Below are 21205 nucleotides of genomic sequence, written 5' to 3'. Positions count from 1 at the left end.
TTATTTCACTTCTGGCTGTTGATTGGCTGCCGCATCAATGACATCGACACCAACCGCCTGCGCGATTTTTTGATCAAACTCTGGACGGAAATATTTAATCGCACTCATCAGTGGTTCCATCGCACCCGGCGCATGTGCACAGAATGTTTTACCAATCCATAAGTCACGCGTAAGGCCTTCTAGTTTTTCGACATCGCCCACTTGCCCTTCACCATCATTGATAGCAGTAAGCAGTTTGACACCCCACGGCAGACCATCACGGCATGGCGTACACCAACCGCAGGATTCGCGCTGGAAGAAAATCTCAAGATTACGAACGAGTGGCACCATATCTTGTGTTTCATCCACGACCATAATTAGCCCAGTACCCATACGGCTACCTGCTTTTTGAATGGTGTCAAAATCCACCACCACATCTAAATGCTCAGTGGTTAAAAAGTCTGTAGAAGCACCGCCCGGTAGCCAAGCTTTGAGCGTTTTGCCATCGATCATACCACCCGCTAAATCTTCGATGATTTCGCGTGCCGTATAACCAAACGGTAACTCCCACAGACCTGGGTCATTGACTAAACCTGAGCAGCCAAACAGTTTGGTACCCGGTGTCTGGCTCTTGCCTTTGATGTTAGATAATGACTGATACCATTCAACACCATGGTTTAGGATGGCTGGCATGTTACACAAGGTTTCAACGTTGTTGACGACGGTTGGACGACCCCATGCACCAGAAATTTGTGGAAACGGTGGTTTGGTACGTGGATTAGCACGGCGACCTTCTAGACAATTAATCAGTGCCGTTTCTTCACCACAGATATAGCGGCCAGCACCCGTATGCACGTGCAAGTTAAAGCTAAAGTCTGAGCCTAGAATGTTCTTGCCCATTAGATTATTGGCCAAGCATTCTTCGATAGCAGCGACCAAACGCTGGGCAGCTAAAATGTATTCACCACGGATAAAGATATACCCGTCAGTTGCACCAATCGCATGAGCGGTAATCAACATACCTTCAATTAACTGAAACGGTAGGCGCTCCATCAATAGGCGATCTTTAAAGGTGCCCGGCTCCATTTCATCAGCATTACAGATGAGATAACGTGGCAAGCCATCGGGTGGTGACATAAATGTCCACTTCAGACCGGCATTAAAACCTGCACCACCGCGACCTCTGACGTTAGCAGCTTTGATCATATTGCCAACTTCTTTAGGCGATTGACTCAAAGCTTGCTTTAAGCCATCAAAACCTTTTAACGACTCATAGGTGGTCAAATCTAGTACGGCATCATGATGTGCTAGACGCCATGTTAATGGCTTGGTTTCGCTAGTCGCTGTGGCTTTATCACCATAAATTGGAATGCGCTGCTCATTGAGCTGGCTAGGCGCTTTGCCTTGGCTACGTTGAGCAATCTGCTCTGAAAGCGTTAATCTCATGCGTATAGCTCCAATAATTGCGTGACTTCTTCGGGCTGAACAGGACCATACGTGTCTTCGTCAATCAACACAGCAGGGCCTTTGTCACAGTTACCTAAGCAGCAAATTGGCAATAGCGTAAAACGACCATCAGCCGTCGTCTGACCATACTCAATACCCAGCTGCGATCTGATTTCAGCTGATAACGCCTCATAGCCTGTCAAAAAACAAGCTACTGAATCACAGATAAGGATGACGTGGCGACCGACAGGCTGACGATAAATACGGTTAAAGAAAGTAGCGACCCCGTCCATATCTGACATCGGTATGTCTAGAATATTGGCAATGGCATTCACTTGTGCATCATCGACCCAGCCGTTGCGCTTTTGCACAATTTTTAGCGCATCGAGCGAAGCAGCACGCGCTTGTGGATAATGGTGCATAAACTCATGAATGGCCGCAATTTCCTCGCTAGTGAGGATGCTTGCCACATCTACTTTTGGCATTTTGTCGGAAACAATTTTCATAGTCTTCTATCTGTCCTCACTCATCACGCTTTATCAGCTAATAGCGACAGTCTTATAAGTGTCGCTATATGGCAAGATATCAGCATTTTGGTGTGCCATTTGGCAATGATATATTGATAAACGTATTTCTTTAATAACGATAATTTTCTGATCAAAGCATTAGACTAAAGTGCTAGCGATCACAGCACTAACGATCACAGTCGGCCATCACAATATCAATCGATGCCAAATACATAATGGCATCAGAGACGAGCGAACCATTAATCACCGATGGCATCTGCTGCAAATGCGCAAATGTCGGCGTACGAATACGGGTACGATAGCTCATCGTCGCCTTATCTGAGGTGATGTAATAGCTGTTCAGACCTTTGGTCGCTTCTACAATCGTCGTACACTCGCCCGCTGGCATCACAGGACCCCAAGATACTGAGATAAAGTGATTAATCAAGGTCTCAATATCGTTTAAGGTACGGTCTTTTGGCGGTGGTACCGCTAGTGGATGATCCGCTTTATAAGGGCCTTGTGGCATATTATCCATGCACTGGCGAATGATACGTAACGACTGACGCATCTCTTCGACTTTGACCATACAGCGATCATAAGCATCACCGTTGTAACCCACTGGCACTTCAAAATCGTAATTCTCATAGCCCATGTATGGACGCGCTTTACGCAGATCAAAATCAACGCCTGTCGCTCGCAGACCAGCGCCCGTCACGCCCCAAGCCAATGCTTGCTTGGCATTATACTGCGCAACACCTTGGGTACGACCTTTGAGCACGCTGTTTTGCAATGCCGCTTTGACGTATTCGTCCAAGCGTTTTGGCATCCAGTCTAAGAACTCACGAACCAGACGCTGCCAGCCACGTGGTAGATCAGCAGCAGTACCTCCAATACGGAACCAAGCGGGATGCATACGATAACCAGTCACGGCTTCGATGACGTCATAGGCTTTTTGGCGATCGGTAAACATATAGAATACCGGGGTCATACCACCCGCATCCTGAATAAACGTACCGACGAACAGTAAGTTATTGGTAATACGGAAAAACTCACTCATCATTACGCGGATAGTCTCAGCGCGCGGCGGAATCGTAATCCCTGCAAGCTTTTCGACCGACATGATGTACGGCAGCTCATTCATCACGCCACCGAGGTAATCGATACGGTCGGTATAAGGAATAAAAGAGTGCCACGTTTGACGCTCAGCCATCTTTTCGGCGCCGCGATGGTGATAGCCAATATCTGGAATACAGTCGACGACTTCTTCACCATCAAGCTGTAGCACTAAACGGAATGCACCGTGAGCAGAGGGATGGTTAGGACCGATGTTCAAGAACATAAAGTCTTCATCACGACCTGAGCGTTTCATGCCCCATTCTTCTGGGACAAAACGCAGGTTCTCTTGCTCGTATTGCTGCTTGGCGGTATTCAAGAAATACGGGGTAAATTCAGTCGCGCGCGCATGATACTCTTTACGCAGCGGATGACCTTCCCAGTACTTTGGTAATAAGATACGCGTTAGATGCGGATGACCTGTAAAGACAATACCGAACATGTCCCACACTTCACGCTCATACCAGTTGGCATTTGGCCAAATCTGCGTAGCGCTCGGTACATTGACATCGTCTTCATTCAGCGCGACTTTAATACGTACGTCGCTATTACGCTCAAGCGACATCAAGTGATAAAACACCGTAAAATCGCTGTCAGGTAAACCTTGGCGATGCTGACGCAGACGCTCATCTATCGCTGACAAGTCAAATAGCATGACGTATGGCTGGGGTAATTTACGCAGGTATAGAAGAATATCCAGCAAATCAGCACGTGCCACCCAAACCGTTGGAATCTCATCCACAGTGTGCTGCACGACAAACTTACCGGCATACTTCTGCTCCAGCTCGGTGATAACCGCTGGAACAGGCTTAATGTTAGGATCTATGTTTTCGACTACCGTGACCATGAATGATGTATTCCTTCATTAATCATCATTGAGCTATGTTGAGCCTAACCGAGCTATGTTAATCATAACTGAACCATGTTAATCATAACTAAACTACGCTAAACATAAGCGAACTACGATGAATATATGCGTACTGAGCACTTTTACGGATTGTGTATGATTGAGCCAAGCTAAAACATGATATAGCCAAATAATTTATGCCTAAATGCTGGTTCTCACATGCAGTTTGGCTACAGGCTCGCTGATTAAATACTGTCTGGGCTACGCAAGTTTTTCACAGCGATACGATCTGCTTGCTTACGGTCACGCTCAGGCGTCATTTGTGGCTGATAGATACCCTGATCATTGACATGAATACCTAGCGGGCGACGCTCTTTAGTAATCGACTCTTGCAGCAACATCAAGCCTTGGATCAACGCTTCTGGACGCGGCGGACAACCGGGCACATAGACATCAACAGGGATAATTTTATCCACACCTTGCACGACCGAATAGATATCATACATACCGCCAGAGTTGGCACAGGCACCCATCGAGATAACCCATTTTGGCTCAAGCATTTGTTCATAAAGGCGCTGAATAACCGGTGCCATTTTGACAAAACAAGTACCAGCAACGATCATCACATCTGCCTGACGGGGTGATGCGCGAATAACTTCGGCACCAAAACGTGACAAATCATGAACGGCAGTTAGGGTGGTGGCATATTCGACATAACAGCAAGAGGTGCCAAAGTTAAATGGCCAAAGTGAGTGCTTGCGCCCCCAGTTTGCTGTTGAATGGACGAGGTCTTCGAGACGACCCATAAAGACGTTTTTATTCACTTCGTCTTCGATTGGATCATTGACCGTTTGACTGGTCTGTGCAGGATAGACATCTGCATCAGGGTTGGCTTTTGTTAATGTGTATTTCATAACATACAACCTTTATATTAGGCGAAGCGCAGCAATCATCTTGCTTCCGCTATCCCCTTAACTTCTATTATTAATAAGCGACCATTTTGCAGTAACGTGCCACAAGACCGTCAAAAGCGATTAGCGTTTGACTTTGTCTTGTTGCGCAGATGTGGCAAAATCCATGGAAGTCACATTACCAGTAGTATTAATATGATCGATATTTTGCAAGTGACGACGGTTGGTCTCGATATTGTTCGAGACATTAATCTGCCCTGAAGACTGGGCTGGTATCTTGCCAGTTGGATCGACCATCAGCTCATCGACGCCATCAAACTGCGTAATATCTGCCAAATTAAAACCTGCCGGAGCTGCATATAGACGTGGTTGCTTGCGACGCTTGTCCGATGGTGCCCAATTCATCGCACCCAGACTGAGCTCGTATACCAAGCCTATAATCAAGATGGTAATGAATATCGCGGCAGCGGCGAAGCCCAGCCAGCCTGCTTCACGTACTGAAACGGCATAAGCGTACAAATATAGTGCTTCTAAATCAAAGATAACGAAGAAGATTGCCACCAAATAGAATTTGGCAGACAAACGAATACGGGCGTTGCCAGCTCCGACAACACCCGCTTCAAATACTTCTTCTTTTTGTGAGCCCTGAGAGCGACCGCCAAGCAAACGCGGCACAACCAGCATAAAGACCACTAGCCCAATGGCGGCTAAGATAAAAGCAATGGCTGACCAATTAAAAGCAGACATGATAATACGTGCTCCTCACCCAATCGAGTGTCAAGCGCAGCGCGCATACTCACAAACTATAGAGTGGTAATAGCGACTGGCATAACGCAGACGAAAACACAAAGTAACTGCCATTGGGTCTTAATAACTCAATGGCTCATATAGATACTGTGCTGGTAATAACCAATTATCAAGCTTATTGACGACGATGTCAGACATGACCAACTATAGATACTCCGATATATAACGGAGAAAGGCTGGTCGCCTAACGCATCTTCTAACAACGTAAGATCAACGTATTAAATCAATATCATATTCGATAGTTTATTTAATTGATTTAATAGCTCATTACACGTGGTCAACAATGACGAGACAACTGGCATAAATTATTTACGTACTATACGCATATCAGTGCCTAAAAGCTAGTTTTTAACTGTATTGAACGGTCACTTTATAGGTGAAAGAAACATGTTTTTTTTGCCATGAATTATGATATAGACGTTACCTTATATTAAGCCCAAATCCACATTTTTGAGTGGACGCTAGTATATATAGCATAAGTCACGAAAAATTAACGCTTTTTTACTGGGTGTCGATCCTTGAACTCCTCCCCAATGTGACGGTTTTTGCTTTATAATAACCCGCCTAATTGCATGGTAGTATCAGCGGCTGTTTTAACGATGGCTCTCTTGATTAATTGTCACAAAATATTAATGGTCATGAGCGTGATTAGCGGATAGGTTGATTAACCTTATCGACGCTATGTTTTGATATCGATATGATGCAACAAGCTATAATGCTATGTTGCCGTCTTGCGCTATCGATCTGCCTCATACGTGCCGTTTTTATCTCACTGAGCAACGCTTGATATCAACACTCGCCTTTTTTGCTTTCTTTTTGCTTTTGTCTTACAGGTCACCTTATGAGTCAACTTAATCCCAAACAACAAGAAGCGATGCTCTACGTATCCGGTCCATTGCTTGTGCTAGCAGGTGCCGGCTCCGGTAAGACATCGGTGATTACCCGCAAGATTGCGTATCTAATCGAAGAATGCAACATGCCAGCCGAGCGCATTACCGCAGTGACCTTTACCAATAAAGCGGCGCGCGAGATGAAAGCCCGTGTCAGTAAATTACTGCCTAGTGAAAAAACTCGCGGGTTGACGGTGTCTACCTTTCACCAATTTGGGCTACAGTTTTTGCGTTATGAGCTGATTCATACACCGCTCAAGGGTAACTTCTCCATTATGGACAGTGACGACAGTAAGCGTTTGCTGATGGAGCTGATGATGCGCGACAATTTAAGCGGCGCTGAAAGTCGTGAATTGGTCGGCAAAGCCATTAAAATGATTTCTGACTGGAAAAACGATCTGATTGAACCAGATAAGGCGATGGAAACCTTAGACGATCCAGAAGACATGATTTTTGCGACCCTTTATGCCTTATATGAGCGCAATTTGCGTGCTTATAACGCCGTTGATTTCGATGATTTGATTGTCCTGCCGACCAAGATATTACGTGAAAACAGAGAGCTGCGCGATAAATGGCAAAACCGTATTCGTTACTTACTCGTCGATGAATATCAAGATACCAACACCGCCCAGTATGAGATGATTAAATACTTAGTCGGACCGCAAGGGCGTTTTACCGTCGTTGGCGATGATGATCAATCTATCTATGCGTGGCGCGGTGCAAAACCGGAAAACATGGCGTTGCTAAAGGAAGACTTTCCTAAGCTAAAAATCGTCATGCTTGAGCAAAACTATCGCTCGACCACACGTATTTTGACCTCTGCCAATGCCGTTATTACCAATAACGAGCATTTATTTGAAAAGAAACTCTGGTCAGATAAAGGTCAAGGCGAAAAAATTCGCATTATTAACTGTCGTAACGATGATGATGAGTCTGAGCGTGTGGCAAAAGAGATTGTCACTCATAAACTGCGTTTCGGTAATGAGTGGGAGCAGTATGCGGTTCTATATCGCAGTAACTTTCAGGCGCGCATGCTAGAGGCGCAGTTGCGTCAATTGCAAGTGCCTTATAAGTTATCGGGCGGTCAGTCGTTCTTTGCGCGTAGTGAAATCAAAGACATCATGGGCTATCTGCGTTTGATTCTGAACCCCGAAGATGACAGTGCATTTTTGCGTATTATCAATACGCCTAAGCGTGGAATGGGGCCAGCAACGCTAGAAAAGTTAGGCTTATTTTCACAAGAGCATAGCATCTCGCTACTCGCTTCTTGTACCCACGCAGGGCTCGCGCATGTTTTACCGTCGAAGGCTTATGGTACGATAAAGGAGTTCGGTGAGTTTATTGAACATTATACGCGTGAGCTGGATCAGCATCCTGACCCTGTGCCTATCGTCCGTCAGATGATTGATGAAACGGGTTATATCGACTTTGTGCGTAGCGACGCCAAAACCCCGCAACAAGAAAAAAACCGTATCGATAATATTGATATGCTCTACACTAGTATTCAATCGCTGATTAATCGCGCCGAAGAAGACGAAGACCGCACCATTGATACCATCATTCGTAAGCTGGTGTTGCTAGATATGCTCGAGCAACAGCAAGAAGAAGAAAACACCAACAAGGTTAACTTGATGACCTTGCATGCAGCAAAAGGTCTGGAATTTGATTTTGTGTATATCATGGGGCTTGAGGAAGAAATGCTACCGCACCGCAATTCCATCCTAAGCGAGACGGTCGAAGAAGAACGGCGCTTGATGTATGTGGGCATTACTCGTGCGCGTCGAGAGCTGACATTGACACTAGCGACTCAGCGCCGTGCGGGCGGTCAGATGCGTGTCACCTCTGAATCGCGCTTTTTAGATGAGTTACCAGAAGAGCATATCGACTGGCCAGCCAAGGCGAAAAAGAAAAAAGCGACTAAAGACCCTGAGGCCGTTGCTGATGAATACTTGGCTAATATTCGCGCTTTATTGGGTAATCGTTAGCGTTAGGCTCAACGCTTGAGAGCATGCATCACCAGTTAGCGACATGAGAAATTAGCACTTATTTGACATTTTAGTGTTTGTTATTATTTATACTTTCTAAAAACTTTGGAACCTTTATGCCTACCCCTATGCCTGATCAGGAACGACCATCTACGCTACAGGGAGATTACAATCCAGCAGAGTATAGCGGCGAATATAAGCTTCTATACCTGCAAAGTTTGGTTGCTGAAAAGGCATACGAGGCGATTACTGAGTTTTTAGAAAAGCAGTCCAAATATGAGATTGCGAGCCTATTAGAATCGTTCCCTAGCCAAAATCGCTTGTTGATTTGGGCACAAGTACCAGAAAATATCAAAGGCGAAGTGCTTGCCGAGTTAGAGTTTGATACACGCCAGCCGCTGTTAGAAAACGTCTCATCGAAAGACATTTCCTTATTTACCCAAGACCTTGATGCGCAAGACATCTCTGAGATTTTAGATACTGTCACCGAAAGTGTGCGTACCTCGGTCATGGCAACCTTGGATGAAGACATCCGAGTACAGGTCAATAAGCTCGATACCTATGCTGACTGGGAAGTCGGTCGTTATATGGATCCTGACCTCATTCAGATCAGGGATGATATCACCCTTGCAGAAGTACAGAACTGGCTACGAGAAAATGACGACTTGCTCGATGATGAAAGCCAAGAGCTGCTGGTCGTCGATCAAAGCCAACAATTACTTGGGCTGCTCAGTCTGGTCGATTTGATTAAACATGATCAAACTACTTTAGTCTCAGAATTGATTGATAACGCCATCACCATTAATGATCGCTTAGACATCCAAGATGCCGCAGCGATTTTCCGCTCAGAGGATATTCGTTTTGCCCCCGTTATTAATAGCCATGGTGAGTTGGTCGGTCAGTTAAATGGCGAGGACATCATGGAAATTATCCAAGATGATGTCGATAGCACCATGAAAAACCTCGCGGGTGTCAGCCAAGATGAAGAGCTGTTTGCGCCTATTTTAACCAGTGCCAAAAGCCGCAGTATTTGGCTAGGCATTAACTTGTGTACCGCCTTATTGGCTGCGGCTGTGATTGGTCAGTTCGAGGCGGTACTGGCAAAAGTGGTGGCGCTGGCGATACTCATGCCTGTGGTCGCGAGTATGGGCGGTATTGCTGGATCACAAACTCTGACAGTGGTCATTCGTGGTATGGCGATGGGTCAAATCGGTGGTTCCAACCGTTTGTGGTTACTAAATAAAGAGCTGTGGGTTGGCGCGATAAACGGTATCATATGGGCGATAATCATGGCGATTATTGCCCAACTATGGTTTCATAACATTAAAATCAGTGCCGTCATTGGTTTTGCCATTGCCATTAATATGACCGCCGCCAATGTGTCAGGCATTAGTATTCCACTGCTCCTAAAACGCATGAATATTGACCCTGCCCTATCCGCCTCGGTTATCTTAACCACCGTGACGGATATCGTCGGCTTTATGTCATTCTTGGGTTTGGCGAGTGTGTTGATACTATAATCACATAGCCAACGTTCAAACAATATTATTTAGAAACTATCCAACCGTTAAGTGAGTGCGTTATGCAAGCTGTACAAGTTAAAGTATTAAACCCTAAAATTACTGAAGATAAAGCGTTCTCGTTACCGACACGCGCCACTGATGGCAGCGCTGGTATCGACTTGCGCGCTTGTATTGATGAGCCATTGACGATTAAAGCAGGTGCCACGCATTTAATTGGTACTGGTTTGGCGGTTTATATCCAAGACCCTAACTTTGCAGGGATGATTTTACCGCGCTCAGGTCTTGGTCATAAGCACGGTATCGTCTTGGGTAATTTGGTTGGCTTGATTGATGCCGATTATCAAGGTGAGCTGATGGTCAGTATTTGGAATCGTAGTAATGAAGACTTTGTGTTGAATCCTGCGGAACGTATGGCACAATATGTCGTCGTACCCGTTGCCCGCCCTGAGTTTGAAGTGGTATCAGAATTTAGTGATACCAGTGCACGCGGTGCGGGCGGCTTTGGACATTCAGGCCGCCAATAATCAGTTATCATTACTGATTTACCATGTTAATTGTATTTTAGTCATCACAAAATCACCATCACGTGAATCACGCCATAAGGAGAGTAAGCGATGCCGTCTTTTGCTGCGCAGCAATGCTTATTTCGTGCTTATGATATTCGTGGTTCACGCCAGCATTTTACCACTGACTTTATTCAAGCATTGGGCAAGGCATTTGCTCAGCTTTATAGTGTCGCAGATTGCAACCCAACAGCAGCTCCTGTCAAAGCCTGCCTGCCAAAACCAAGTATCGACCGTAAAAGAACCGTCATTGTGCTTGGTTATGATGTGCGTCTCGGTAGTAATATTATCGCTCAGAGATTGGCTAATATAATGATTGAATATGGCCTACAGGTTATCCAGCTGGGGTTAATTACTACCCCCATGATGGTTTTTTGGGCAGAGCAATATTCTGGTCATGGCATTATCGTCACCGCCAGTCATTCTGCTAAAGACATTTTAGGTATTAAATGGTTGGTCAACCATCAATCTCCGAGCCATGCAGAGATTCAGTTGCTTTGGCAAAAAACACGGGCTAACTATGCCTGCCACCTCAATCACTCTCAAGCACAGGTTGATGCTCAAAATACGCTGAAAAATACAATTGCTAAATCTATTTTCAATCAGCCGTTCAATTTATCTGATGCACAAGTCACGACGACTTATATTGAGGCTGTCGCTCAAGTTTTTAAGCAAATCCATCCCTCTAATAAACTACTTCTTAAAGATAACCAACAACCATCTGGCACCCTTGATGTAGTAATCGTCATAGACTGTATGCATGGCGCGACCAGTAATATTGCCCAGCGTTTATTTGAGCATTTTTGCCAGCAAGTCATCATGATTAATGACATCGCAGATGGCAGTTTTCCCTCTGGCAATCCAGATCCCACTGAACCACACCGTCTTAAACAATTACAGCGAAGTGTGCGTCAACATCAAGCAGATATAGGTATCGCTTTTGATGGCGATGGCGACCGCTTAATGATCGTTGATAATAGCGGTAAAGTTGTCACGCCCGATCACTTGCTATATTTATTAGCGCAAGTGGCGCTGACCGAACACCCCGAATCGCTGTGTTCTAAAAGCCCAGACCGTTCACAACTGCCTTTTCAAATCCTTTTTGATATTAAATGCTCCCATCATCTACCGAAACTCTTGTCTGAGCTTGGCGCAACACCTGTGCTCAGTAAAACGGGCAGCAGCTTTATGCGCCGACAGATGCAGCAATCTGCTGGTCAAATTGTCTTTGCGGGTGAATTGTCAGGGCATTTCATATTTAACGATAGCCGCTTTATTATTTATGATGACGCCATGTACGCGGCCTTGCGATTGCTGCATTGGCTAGCGGCTTACGATGCTCAGGGTGAAAAATCTCTGACTGATATTACAGAGCAATTGCCTGCTATGGTCAGTACGGCGGATCATTATTTGCCGATGCCTAAAACCCTTAAAAAAGACGATACTATCGTCGAGCAGCTGACCAAATTTTGTCAGTATTTACGCCAGCTCGTGGAAGCGACTGTAGCAAAAGATTCTGGTGATCATTGGATAGCTACTAGCCAGCCATCGCTTTGCCGTTGTTCGATGAGTCGGCAATATGTGACGTCCAAGCAAGCCAAATGCTTATTGCCAGTGGGGACGAAGCTGAGCTGTATTGATGGCGTGCGTTTGGATTTCGCCCATGGTTTTGGGGTGCTCCGCCAATCAAATACCAGTCACAATCTTACCGCACGCTTTGCTGGTGATAGCATAGAAGACTTACGCGACATTCAAGCAAAATTTGCCGCTTTATGTCGCCCATTTGATAAAAAACTGGCGGAACAAATTGTCGCTATTCCTGCCGAATAGTTTTGAGCAAAATAGTTACCGTCAAAGTAGTTGCTGTCAAATAAAAATATGACTTTTTAATACCATAACTTAGGAGTTTATAATGACGCTTAATTTAGATGATGCCAAAAACACTGCTGAAGTATTGACCACAGCGCTGCCTTATATCCAGCGCTTTGTCGATAAGCTTATCGTGGTCAAATACGGCGGCAATGCGATGACGGATCCTGCGCTTGAGAGCTCATTTGCCCGCGACATCGTCTTGTTAAAAACTGTTGGCATTCATCCTGTGGTCGTGCATGGCGGTGGTCCACAAGTGGATAACTTATTAAAAGAGTTGGGGCGTCAGTCAGACCGTATCGATGGTATGCGTGTCACCGATAAAAGCACCATGGATATCGTCGAGATGGTCTTAGGTGGTAGCGTCAACAAATCTATTGTTAGCTTAATCAACAAGCACGGTGGCCGCGCTATCGGTTTGACGGGTAAAGATGCCAATTTAATCTTAGCCAAAAAACTGATGATGGAAAAAATTGGCGCAGATGGGATTGCTGTGCCCGTCGATTTAGGGTTTGTCGGTGATGTAGTCAGTGTCAATAAAGACGTGATTAACATGCTCATTGCCTCTGACTTTATTCCCGTCATCGCGCCACTTGGGGTCGATACCGAAGGCAATACGTACAATATCAATGCCGACTTGGTTGCAGGTAAAGTAGCCGAATTTTTACAAGCCGAAAAGCTCATGCTTCTAACCAATATCAAAGGTGTGCTGGGTCGTGACGGCGAAGTCGTGACTGGACTCACGCCAAAGAAAGTCGACAGCCTCATTGAAGATGGCACTATCTCAGGCGGTATGATTCCCAAAATCCAATGTGCACTTGATGCGGTACGTAGCGGCGTAAAAAGCGCGGTAATCGTCGATGGTCGCGTGCCTCATGCCACGCTGTTAGAGATTTTTACCAATGAAGGAGTTGGTACATTAATCAGTCGTGATTTAGGCTCATCATTGGCCGAGTAGCAGGAGTAAATCATGGCATTGTGGCTCTGGTGTCTACTTTTTATCTTAGAAAGCCTGTATTGCTGGTGGATTATTGGCTATGGTGGCGCAAAATGGATAGAGGGGTGGAAGTCATTTTTCCTCATTGATTGGTTTGCTCTAGATTGGAATGCTGAACAAATTCGCTTTTACGTCTTGCTTATATGGCTCGCAAGTGTGATTTGGTTTATTTTAGGTGTTATAGAGCCCGAGCTAAGAGGTTCTTAGCTCGGGCTTCATTGATGGTAGCCGTATTCTTTTACGAAAAAAATTTATCAAACTCAGCTTCATCATAACCGCATAGTAATATATTCTTGTTTTTATCAGTCAGCTCACCTTCAACTATCGGACGCTTAATCATACTGGTATTCTCTACTAGCAGGTCAATCGCGTTATCTATATTGGCATCTGCTGATTGCTTTTGCTCTTCGGTCAGCTTGCGCCATGTGGTGCCACGCTTGTTCAGTACTTTATCAATACCTATCTCATTTACCCAACGCTTAACGCTATCTTTATCGATACCTTGTTTTTTATAATCATGAAATTCATAGCTAACGCCTAGATCATCAAGCTTAGTAAAAGCTTTTTTCATGGTGCTGCACGATTTGATACCGTAAATAGTGATGGTCATAGAGACTCCTCAACGTCAAATATAAATTAAATGCTTATTTACTGAAAAAAATAAACGAGCGATAACAGTATAAAAATAATTAATAATAGCCATTTGGTTTTTTTAGTAATCAGCTTTATTCTTTCCATTTCAATCGACTGATAATGTATGGCAGGCTTTCCTTCAAAAGCGAGTTTAACAATATGATAAATCTCCATCTCATTGAGTAGCGTATCTTTGTACCTCATAGTTTTTAACGGATACTGTATGACCTTACCTTGTTTGGGTTGAATAACCAATGCCCAAGTCTCTGTTCTACCATAAACCTGATAACTTATATCTATACACTCAACATCACGCCACAACACAGATTTTTGTTTTGACTTGCGTAGAACTTGCAAAATAGTTAGTCCATTCGTACTGATCTGTAAGGCAGGTTTACCGCTAAGTAAAGCCAGTAATGACACTATTACTCCTAAAACGATAAGTATTATAAGTAACAACAAGATTATGACGGCAACCCAACCGCCCTCCTCTTGCATTATAGGTACGCCGTAATAATACAGCGGAAAAATCAACAACCCCAAAGCCAAAATTAATAATATGTGTTTGTTTGATAAATACAAATCAATAGGATATGTTAATACTTGCCCTTTTTTTAGTTTTTGCATGCCTAGCCTTACTGTAAGTCCATAAGTATTTATATAGTATTTAATACTGCTCTATTATTGCGCTGCCCCATCGCATTTTTTGCCGATTTGCGCTATTCTAGCCTATCTAATTTCTTATCAAAATATTCAATCTCGAGCCAACTATGAGCAATACTGTGACATCTGACCAAGCTGAAAACAATCATTATAACCCACAAGCGATAGAAGCGGCGCAGCAAGCCAAATGGGCAACTGACAAGCGCTTTGAAGTGAGCAATGAGCCAAGCGATAAGCCAAGTCGCTATATGCTGTCGATGTTCCCTTACCCAAGCGGTAAGCTGCATATGGGTCACGTGCGTAACTATACCATCTCTGATGTACTGAGCCGTTATTATCGCCTCAAGGGCTATGAAGTCATGCAGCCTATGGGCTGGGATGGTTTTGGCTTGCCAGCAGAAAACGCCGCCATTGCCAATCAGACGCCGCCTGCCAAATGGACGTTTGCCAATATTGACAGCATGCGCGCGCAGCTTAAACTGCTTGGCTTATCAATCGACTGGTCACGTGAATTTGCCACTTGCAGCCCTGAGTATTATCAGTGGGAACAGTGGTTGTTTTTGCAGTTGTACAAAAAAGGCTTGGTCTACAAAAAACTGTCGACCGTCAACTGGGATCCTGTTGATAATACCGTCTTAGCCAACGAGCAAGTCATCGATGGTAAAGGCTGGCGTAGTGGCGCTGCGGTCGAAAAGCGCGACATTCCGATGTATTACTTTAATATCACTGATTATGCTGACGAATTACTTGATGACTTAGACCAATTAGAAGGTCACTGGCCATCAGAAGTATTGACCATGCAGCGCAACTGGATTGGTCGTAGCGCAGGCATGGAAGTACACTTCCCTTATGAGCTTGCTGGCGAGACCAATACCTTAGATGTGTTCACTACTCGCCCTGATACTTTGATGGGTGTGACTTATGTGGCAGTCGCGGCCGAACATCCGCTAGCGCAGTATGCGGCTGAGCATGATGAAGCGATTGCGCAATTCTGTGCGCTTTGCAAAAAAGGCTCAGTTGCAGAAGCAGACCTAGCTAAAGCTGAAAAAATCGGCATGGCTACTGGTCTTACGGTCACGCACCCACTCACTGGCGAAGAAGTGCCAGTATGGGTTGCTAACTATGTGCTCATGAGCTACGGCTCAGGCGCGGTGATGGCTGTCCCTGCTCATGATGAGCGTGATTATGAATTTGCGATTAAATACAGCTTACCCATTAAACAAGTCATCGATATCCCTGTCGGCTATTTCGATGCGTTGGAAACAGATGCAAAGGCGAACGATACTGAGATTAATCGTGCTTATACCGAACGCAATACTTTGGTCAATTCAGGTGAATTTGATGGGTTAGACTTTGAGCAAGCATTTGAAGCGATGCTGACCAAACTAGAACCACAAGAGCTTGCTAAGAAAAAAATCCAATACCGTCTCCGTGATTGGGGTGTCTCTCGCCAGCGTTATTGGGGCTGCCCTATCCCAATGGTAAACTGTGAGCATTGCGGCACCGTACCTGTCGAAGAGCAAGATTTGCCCGTTGTCTTGCCGACTGATGTCGTTCCTGATGGTCGCGGAAATCCGTTAAAAAACATTCCAGAATTTGTCAATACGACATGTCCTAAATGCGGTAATCCTGCTGAGCGCGAAACCGATACCTTTGATACCTTTGTGGAGTCAAGCTGGTACTATGCACGCTTTGCAAGCCCAAATGATGCGCAAAGCATGGTCAACAAATCTGCCGCCAATAAGTGGCTGCCTGTCGATCAATACATCGGCGGTGTTGAGCACGCGGTGATGCATCTACTCTATGCACGCTTCTTCCATAAACTGATGCGTGATGAAGACTTGGTGTCAGGAAATGAGCCGTTTGCTAATTTGATGACGCAAGGCATGGTATTGGCAGGGACATTCTATCGCCTAAATGCGGATGGCAGTACCACCTACTACTTTGCAGAAGACATTGATATCGACTATGACGAACGTGGTCAACCGATTAAAGCCATCTTAAAATCTGATGGGCAGCCCGTGACCATTGGCAAAATCGAAAAAATGTCTAAGTCAAAAAATAACGGTGTCGATCCGCAAATTACCATCGATAAATACGGCGCTGATACCGTTCGTCTCTATACGCTCTTCACCGCACCTGCGGATCAAACGCTAGAATGGTCAGATGATGCGCTCAAAGGCCCTTATAACTTCGTCAAAAAAGTATGGCGTATTGCTACTGAACACATGCAAGCGCTTACTGCCGCGAACCTAAGTATCGAGACGCTGAACAATGAAGCTTTGAGCACTGATGGCTTAAGCAAAGAAGCCAAAAACTTACGCCGTAAAACCCATGAAACCATTGCTAAAATTGATAGTGATTTGGGTGATCGTTTGGCATTGAACACGCCTGTATCAAGTTTGATGGAGCTTGCCAACGAGCTGACTGGCTTTAAGGCCAATAGCAAGCAAGACCTACAGGTACAGCATGAGGCATTGACGGATCTGCTGATTATGCTATCTGTATATGCGCCGCACATTGGTGAACATTTACTTGAGCAATTGGGTTTAGATACCGTTACCTTGAATTATCCAGAAGTTGATAAAAGCGCTCTGGTACAAGATATGATCACGATGGTAGTACAGGTCAATGGTAAAATGCGCGGTAAAATGGATGTAGCCCCAAATAGCGATCCAGAACAGCTAAAAGCACAAGCACGTTCAATGGAAAGTGTGGCAAAATTCTTGACTGGCGACATCAAAAAAGAAATCGTCGTCCCTAATAAGCTGGTAAACATCGTGGTGGTAGGCTAGATTTTTTAGGCTCAGTACTTTTTATTAGTTTAATGATTAGTCTGAGCCTTTTTATAATATTAGGATAGCGATTATGTCGTATAAATATCGAGCAGGTCAGTCACCCAAAGCCAGCTTAAGCAAAAAAGACGCTTTTGCCAAAAAATCAAGCGGACAAAAACTGGCGGCGGCTTTTCTAACTGCCCTGCCAATGTTTACGCTACTAAGTGCAACGGCAGCTATTAGTGGCTGCGGCTTTCAACTGCGTGGCTATGATGCGCCGATGCTGCTTGATGTCGCCAAAACAGCCGTGATTCTCGAAGACAATCGCACCTCATTTCCGCTTAAGCTGCCATTGACAAGACGCCTAAAAACTTTAGGTGTTGATGTCATTGACAACATGACAGCAGCTGATGTTGCGAACAATAACAAACAAGTAAGTGCTGAACCTATTGCCGCTATCACCATCAATAACGTGCGTTTTAAGCGTTATGAGCTGGTCGGTGTCTTGACAGAGATACGCTTGGTACTTTCAGCAGATGTCAGCTATCAGACTATGGAAAATGGTAAACCAATTACGCTAAGCAACTCCATCCAAGTCGAGCGTAGCTATCAATATAATGAAGCATCGGTAAGCACTGATGATCAGCAAGGCGATCAAATTCGTGACTGGCTCTATGACAGTTTAGCACGCCGAATTACTGATCAATATGTCGCCATCTCCCTACCCAAGGTCAGCTCTTCTGGAGTCAGACAATCTGTGCAAAGCGGTAATGGCTCAACGTCGATCGCGGTGGTGGTGCCAAACCCATAATTTATAATGCGCAACACATTCCACGTTTATTTTCATCAATCTGTGTACTTATTACCCTATGCAAGATACTTTTATACAAGCCTACCCAAAGCTACTACAGCCTTCCGTTGCAGTCGCGGGCTTGTGGCTGGCGCATGGTGATGAGCCACTACTCAGTCAATGGCTCATCGATGCCCTGCGACCACATTGGCGCGCGCAGAATTACGCGATCAAGCGTATTGAGCTGATATCAGTCAAGAGCTGGCAAGAAGTATTGTCAGAGCTTGGTAGCCAGTCTTTATTTGATGATGCCAGTGCCTTGATCGTGACAGGCAACCATAAGCCTGACAAGGCGGTCATCACTGAGCTTGAGCGCTTTGCCGTTGAAGCTCAAACAGGGACGCACAGTCATAGTTTATTGTGGCTCACGCCCAAACAAGACAAACGAGCGCAAAGCAGCAAATGGTTTACGCCATTTGCTCAATATGGTCATGTCATTGATTGCAATTTATATAATGAGCAGCAACGACAGCAGCTCCTGCAAATACAAGCTCAGCAGTTTGGTTTACGACTATCGCAAGAAGCCTGGCAGCTGCTTATGTCGCATACTGAGCACCATCTGCTAAGCGCTTATCAGACCTTATGGCGGCTCTCCTACTTATTTGCGCCGCAGCTAGTCGCTAAGAATATTGAGTCTAATCATCAGGCTGATCACTCTACACAACTTCCAAACAATGTTGCCTTAGACATTAAGGATCTACAAGCCACGTTGGTCAGTGATGCACAGTTTAGCGTCTTTGATTTATCGGATGCCATGCTTGCCGGTAACAGCACGCAAGTCGCTAAAATCATGTTTCAGCTCAAAGCCACCGACGAGCCAACCACCTTGGTATTATGGGCGATTAGTAAAGACATGCGGCAAATTATGCAGTTGATGGATGGGCAAGACCCGCAAGCGCTTGGTATCTGGCGTAGCAAACAAGGGTTGTACCAGCAAGCTTGCCGTCGCCAGTCAAAAACTCAAACGGCTGAATGGCCTGCCCTGCTTTATAAATGTGACCAAGCCATCAAAGGACTCGTGCGTCAGCCAGCGTGGGAGTTATTATTGCAGGCAGCGCTTGAGTTATCAGGTAAGCGGCTGTTTACTGCACGATAAATAGCAATTATTCTTAATATACGTCAACGTCTTCATTACTTGCGTAGTCGATTTTTAATCCCCTTCTATTATGATGACATCCTATCTAAAATTTAATTTTGATAACTTTCAGCGCAGTGCTTGGTCTCCCTCCATAAAAACTATCTTAACCTTTCTTAAACTAACTACCATTCCCTTTTGGACTTCAAGCCTCTACTATATGTACACTTGATTTCATTGTGACTGGATTGTTGTTATGCGCAAAATAAGCAAAAAGTCTGCTATCAAATGGGGTGTCATCGCCTTAATCATCGTAGCATTAGGGGCTTTGGCCTATACTTTTTTAAAACCAGAGGAAGAAAAACCCAGTTATTTAACCGCACCTGTTGAGGTTGGTGATATCGAAAACAATGTCATGGCATCAGGTAAAGTTAAAGCACTTAATACCGTTGATGTCGGTGCACAGGTTTCTGGTGAGGTCACAAACCTCTATGTAGAAGTGGGTGACGAGGTGAAACAAGGCGATTTGATTGCACAGATTGATCAAGTGACTCAGAAGAACAGCCTGAGCAATGAACAAGCCAGTCTTGAGCAAAGCGAAGCCGCGCTACAAAGTGCGCAAGCAGAATCGTTGAGCAAACAAGCTAGTCTAAAAAGTGCCTATGCTGATCTTGCCAGCCGTCAGTCTGAGCTTAAACAAGCACAGTCTGATTTTGCACGTTTGCAAGAATTAGTCGCTATCGATGCTATCTCACAACAAGAATATGATACACAAGCGACCAGTGTCGAGACCGCAAAAGCAGCCGTTGCCAATGCACGCGCTGCTATTGATACGGCACAAGCCGCCATTGCAACAGCCACTGCAAACATTAATAGCCAACAAGCAGCATTACGAAAGTCTCAAACCAATGTCGCAACGGCTCAAGAAGACCTTAGCTATACAACGATTCGCGCGCCAATATCAGGTACTGTCGTCTCAGTGACCACAGAGCAAGGCACGACGGTCAATGCCAATCAAACAGCCCCGACCATCGTAACTTTAGCAGATTTGTCTACTGTTAGAATCAACGCACAAATCTCCGAAGCCGATGTTATCAATGTCAATGCTGGTATGCCCGCCTACTTTAATATCATCGGTAATCCAGACAAGCAGTATGATGCGACACTGACAGCTATTGAGCCGGCACCTGAGGAAATTAGCAAGACCAGCTCAACCGATTCTGCGATCTACTATGTTGGCTATGTTGAAGTAGCTAACCCTGAGCGATTATTTCGTATTGATATGACCGCCCAGATTTATATCATCATCGATCAAGCCAAAGACGCGTTGCTTGTGCCATCAGCAGCTATACAAGAAAGACCCGCGAGAAATCAAACTGAAGGTCAAGCAAAAACCAGCAAGGTTGTACGCGTACTAAGTGATGACGGCACAGTAGAACCTCGCACAGTAGAAGTAGGCATTGATAACCGAGTAAATGCGCAGATTTTAAGTGGTTTAAAAGAAGGTGAGCAGGTTATCATCGGCGAAGGTAGTGCCAATGCTTCAGGTAAAGGTGGTGGTCGTACTCGTATACCTGGTGGTACTCCAAGGATGTAATTAATTCTTTGACTATGTAACGATGGAGGGGCTTGGGCAACTTAGCCCTTTCATCACGACACTCACTATCTTTGATTAAAGACATTGCTATGACTATATCTCAATCTAATAAACAGCCGACTGACAGCAGTAGCGCTTCGATAGAAAACGACTCACCGAATAATATCAATA

The 21205-nt window shown here is 45.0% G+C and carries 17 protein-coding genes; 10 read left to right on the top strand and 7 right to left on the bottom strand.

The genetic code is table 11. The annotated features are described in order from the left end of the window. The 5 genes from nuoF to ndhC all read right to left on the bottom strand — a co-directional run bounded on the left by nuoF (position 1) and on the right by ndhC (position 5552). Positions 1-1425 carry an NADH-quinone oxidoreductase subunit NuoF gene (nuoF, locus tag JMY05_RS01150; RefSeq protein WP_045444737.1) on the bottom strand — a complete coding sequence of 475 codons (1425 nt, stop codon included), beginning with the start codon at positions 1423-1425 and terminating at the stop codon, positions 1-3. Next, the gene (gene nuoE / locus JMY05_RS01145; protein ID WP_045444735.1) at positions 1422-1931 is read right to left on the bottom strand and encodes an NADH-quinone oxidoreductase subunit NuoE; all 510 of its coding nucleotides are present in this window, start codon (positions 1929-1931) and stop codon (positions 1422-1424) included. Before nuoE ends, nuoF begins: the two co-directional genes overlap by 4 nt. Positions 1932-2118: 187 nt before the next feature. Further along, complete coding sequence (gene nuoC / locus JMY05_RS01140; RefSeq protein ID WP_201613939.1) at positions 2119-3894, bottom strand: NADH-quinone oxidoreductase subunit C/D; 1776 nt, start codon at positions 3892-3894, stop codon at positions 2119-2121. Between the two features lie 245 nt (positions 3895-4139). Beyond that, entirely contained in the window at positions 4140-4808 is a 669-nt protein-coding gene (locus JMY05_RS01135; protein WP_025653094.1) for a NuoB/complex I 20 kDa subunit family protein, read from the bottom strand. Between the two features lie 120 nt (positions 4809-4928). Beyond that, a complete protein-coding gene (ndhC, locus tag JMY05_RS01130) occupies positions 4929-5552 on the bottom strand; it encodes an NADH-quinone oxidoreductase subunit A (protein ID WP_055124534.1) in 624 nt (207 codons plus the stop codon). A gap of 901 nt (positions 5553-6453) precedes the next feature. Here ndhC and JMY05_RS01125 point away from each other — a divergent pair. The 6 genes from JMY05_RS01125 (at position 6454) to JMY05_RS01100 (ending at position 13646) form a co-directional block, all read left to right on the top strand. Beyond that, positions 6454-8487, top strand: a complete 2034-nt coding sequence (locus JMY05_RS01125) for a UvrD-helicase domain-containing protein (RefSeq protein WP_060490569.1) — start codon at positions 6454-6456, stop codon at positions 8485-8487. 116 nt (positions 8488-8603) lie between these two features. After that, positions 8604-10007: a magnesium transporter gene (gene mgtE / locus JMY05_RS01120; RefSeq protein ID WP_201613937.1), complete on the top strand. Its 1404-nt coding sequence runs from the start codon at positions 8604-8606 to the stop codon at positions 10005-10007. Between the two features lie 62 nt (positions 10008-10069). Continuing rightward, positions 10070-10534 carry a dUTP diphosphatase gene (gene dut / locus JMY05_RS01115; protein WP_045444733.1) on the top strand — a complete coding sequence of 155 codons (465 nt, stop codon included), beginning with the start codon at positions 10070-10072 and terminating at the stop codon, positions 10532-10534. Positions 10535-10624: 90 nt separating this feature from the next. After that, a complete protein-coding gene (locus tag JMY05_RS01110; RefSeq protein WP_045444728.1) occupies positions 10625-12403 on the top strand; it encodes a phosphomannomutase/phosphoglucomutase in 1779 nt (592 codons plus the stop codon). 82 nt (positions 12404-12485) lie between these two features. Then, complete coding sequence (gene argB / locus JMY05_RS01105; RefSeq protein WP_201613935.1) at positions 12486-13400, top strand: acetylglutamate kinase; 915 nt, start codon at positions 12486-12488, stop codon at positions 13398-13400. A gap of 12 nt (positions 13401-13412) precedes the next feature. Further along, positions 13413-13646, top strand: a complete 234-nt coding sequence (locus JMY05_RS01100; RefSeq protein ID WP_045444725.1) for a hypothetical protein — start codon at positions 13413-13415, stop codon at positions 13644-13646. A 31-nt stretch (positions 13647-13677) separates the two neighbouring features. Here JMY05_RS01100 and JMY05_RS01095 read toward each other — a convergent pair whose 3' ends face one another. After that, the gene (locus JMY05_RS01095) at positions 13678-14049 is read right to left on the bottom strand and encodes a Spx/MgsR family RNA polymerase-binding regulatory protein (protein WP_201613933.1); all 372 of its coding nucleotides are present in this window, start codon (positions 14047-14049) and stop codon (positions 13678-13680) included. A gap of 38 nt (positions 14050-14087) precedes the next feature. Beyond that, positions 14088-14699, bottom strand: coding sequence for a hypothetical protein (locus tag JMY05_RS01090; protein WP_045444720.1), 612 nt, complete (start codon positions 14697-14699; stop codon positions 14088-14090). A 143-nt stretch (positions 14700-14842) separates the two neighbouring features. Between JMY05_RS01090 and leuS the strand changes: the two genes are divergently transcribed. The 4 genes from leuS (at position 14843) to JMY05_RS01070 (ending at position 21034) form a co-directional block, all read left to right on the top strand. Then, complete coding sequence (leuS, locus tag JMY05_RS01085; protein WP_201613931.1) at positions 14843-17530, top strand: leucine--tRNA ligase; 2688 nt, start codon at positions 14843-14845, stop codon at positions 17528-17530. Between the two features lie 73 nt (positions 17531-17603). Beyond that, complete coding sequence (lptE, locus tag JMY05_RS01080; protein ID WP_227678063.1) at positions 17604-18323, top strand: LPS assembly lipoprotein LptE; 720 nt, start codon at positions 17604-17606, stop codon at positions 18321-18323. Positions 18324-18381: 58 nt separating this feature from the next. Next, entirely contained in the window at positions 18382-19458 is a 1077-nt protein-coding gene (locus JMY05_RS01075; protein WP_201613929.1) for a DNA polymerase III subunit delta, read from the top strand. A gap of 235 nt (positions 19459-19693) precedes the next feature. After that, a complete protein-coding gene (locus tag JMY05_RS01070; protein ID WP_045444717.1) occupies positions 19694-21034 on the top strand; it encodes an efflux RND transporter periplasmic adaptor subunit in 1341 nt (446 codons plus the stop codon). The last annotated feature ends 171 nt before the right edge of the window (positions 21035-21205 follow it).

The organism is Psychrobacter sp. JCM 18902 (assembly GCF_904846615.1).
Classification (GTDB): domain Bacteria; phylum Pseudomonadota; class Gammaproteobacteria; order Pseudomonadales; family Moraxellaceae; genus Psychrobacter.
Note: the sequence above shows the minus strand (reverse complement) of the source record. Positions and strands in the feature narration are given on the sequence as shown.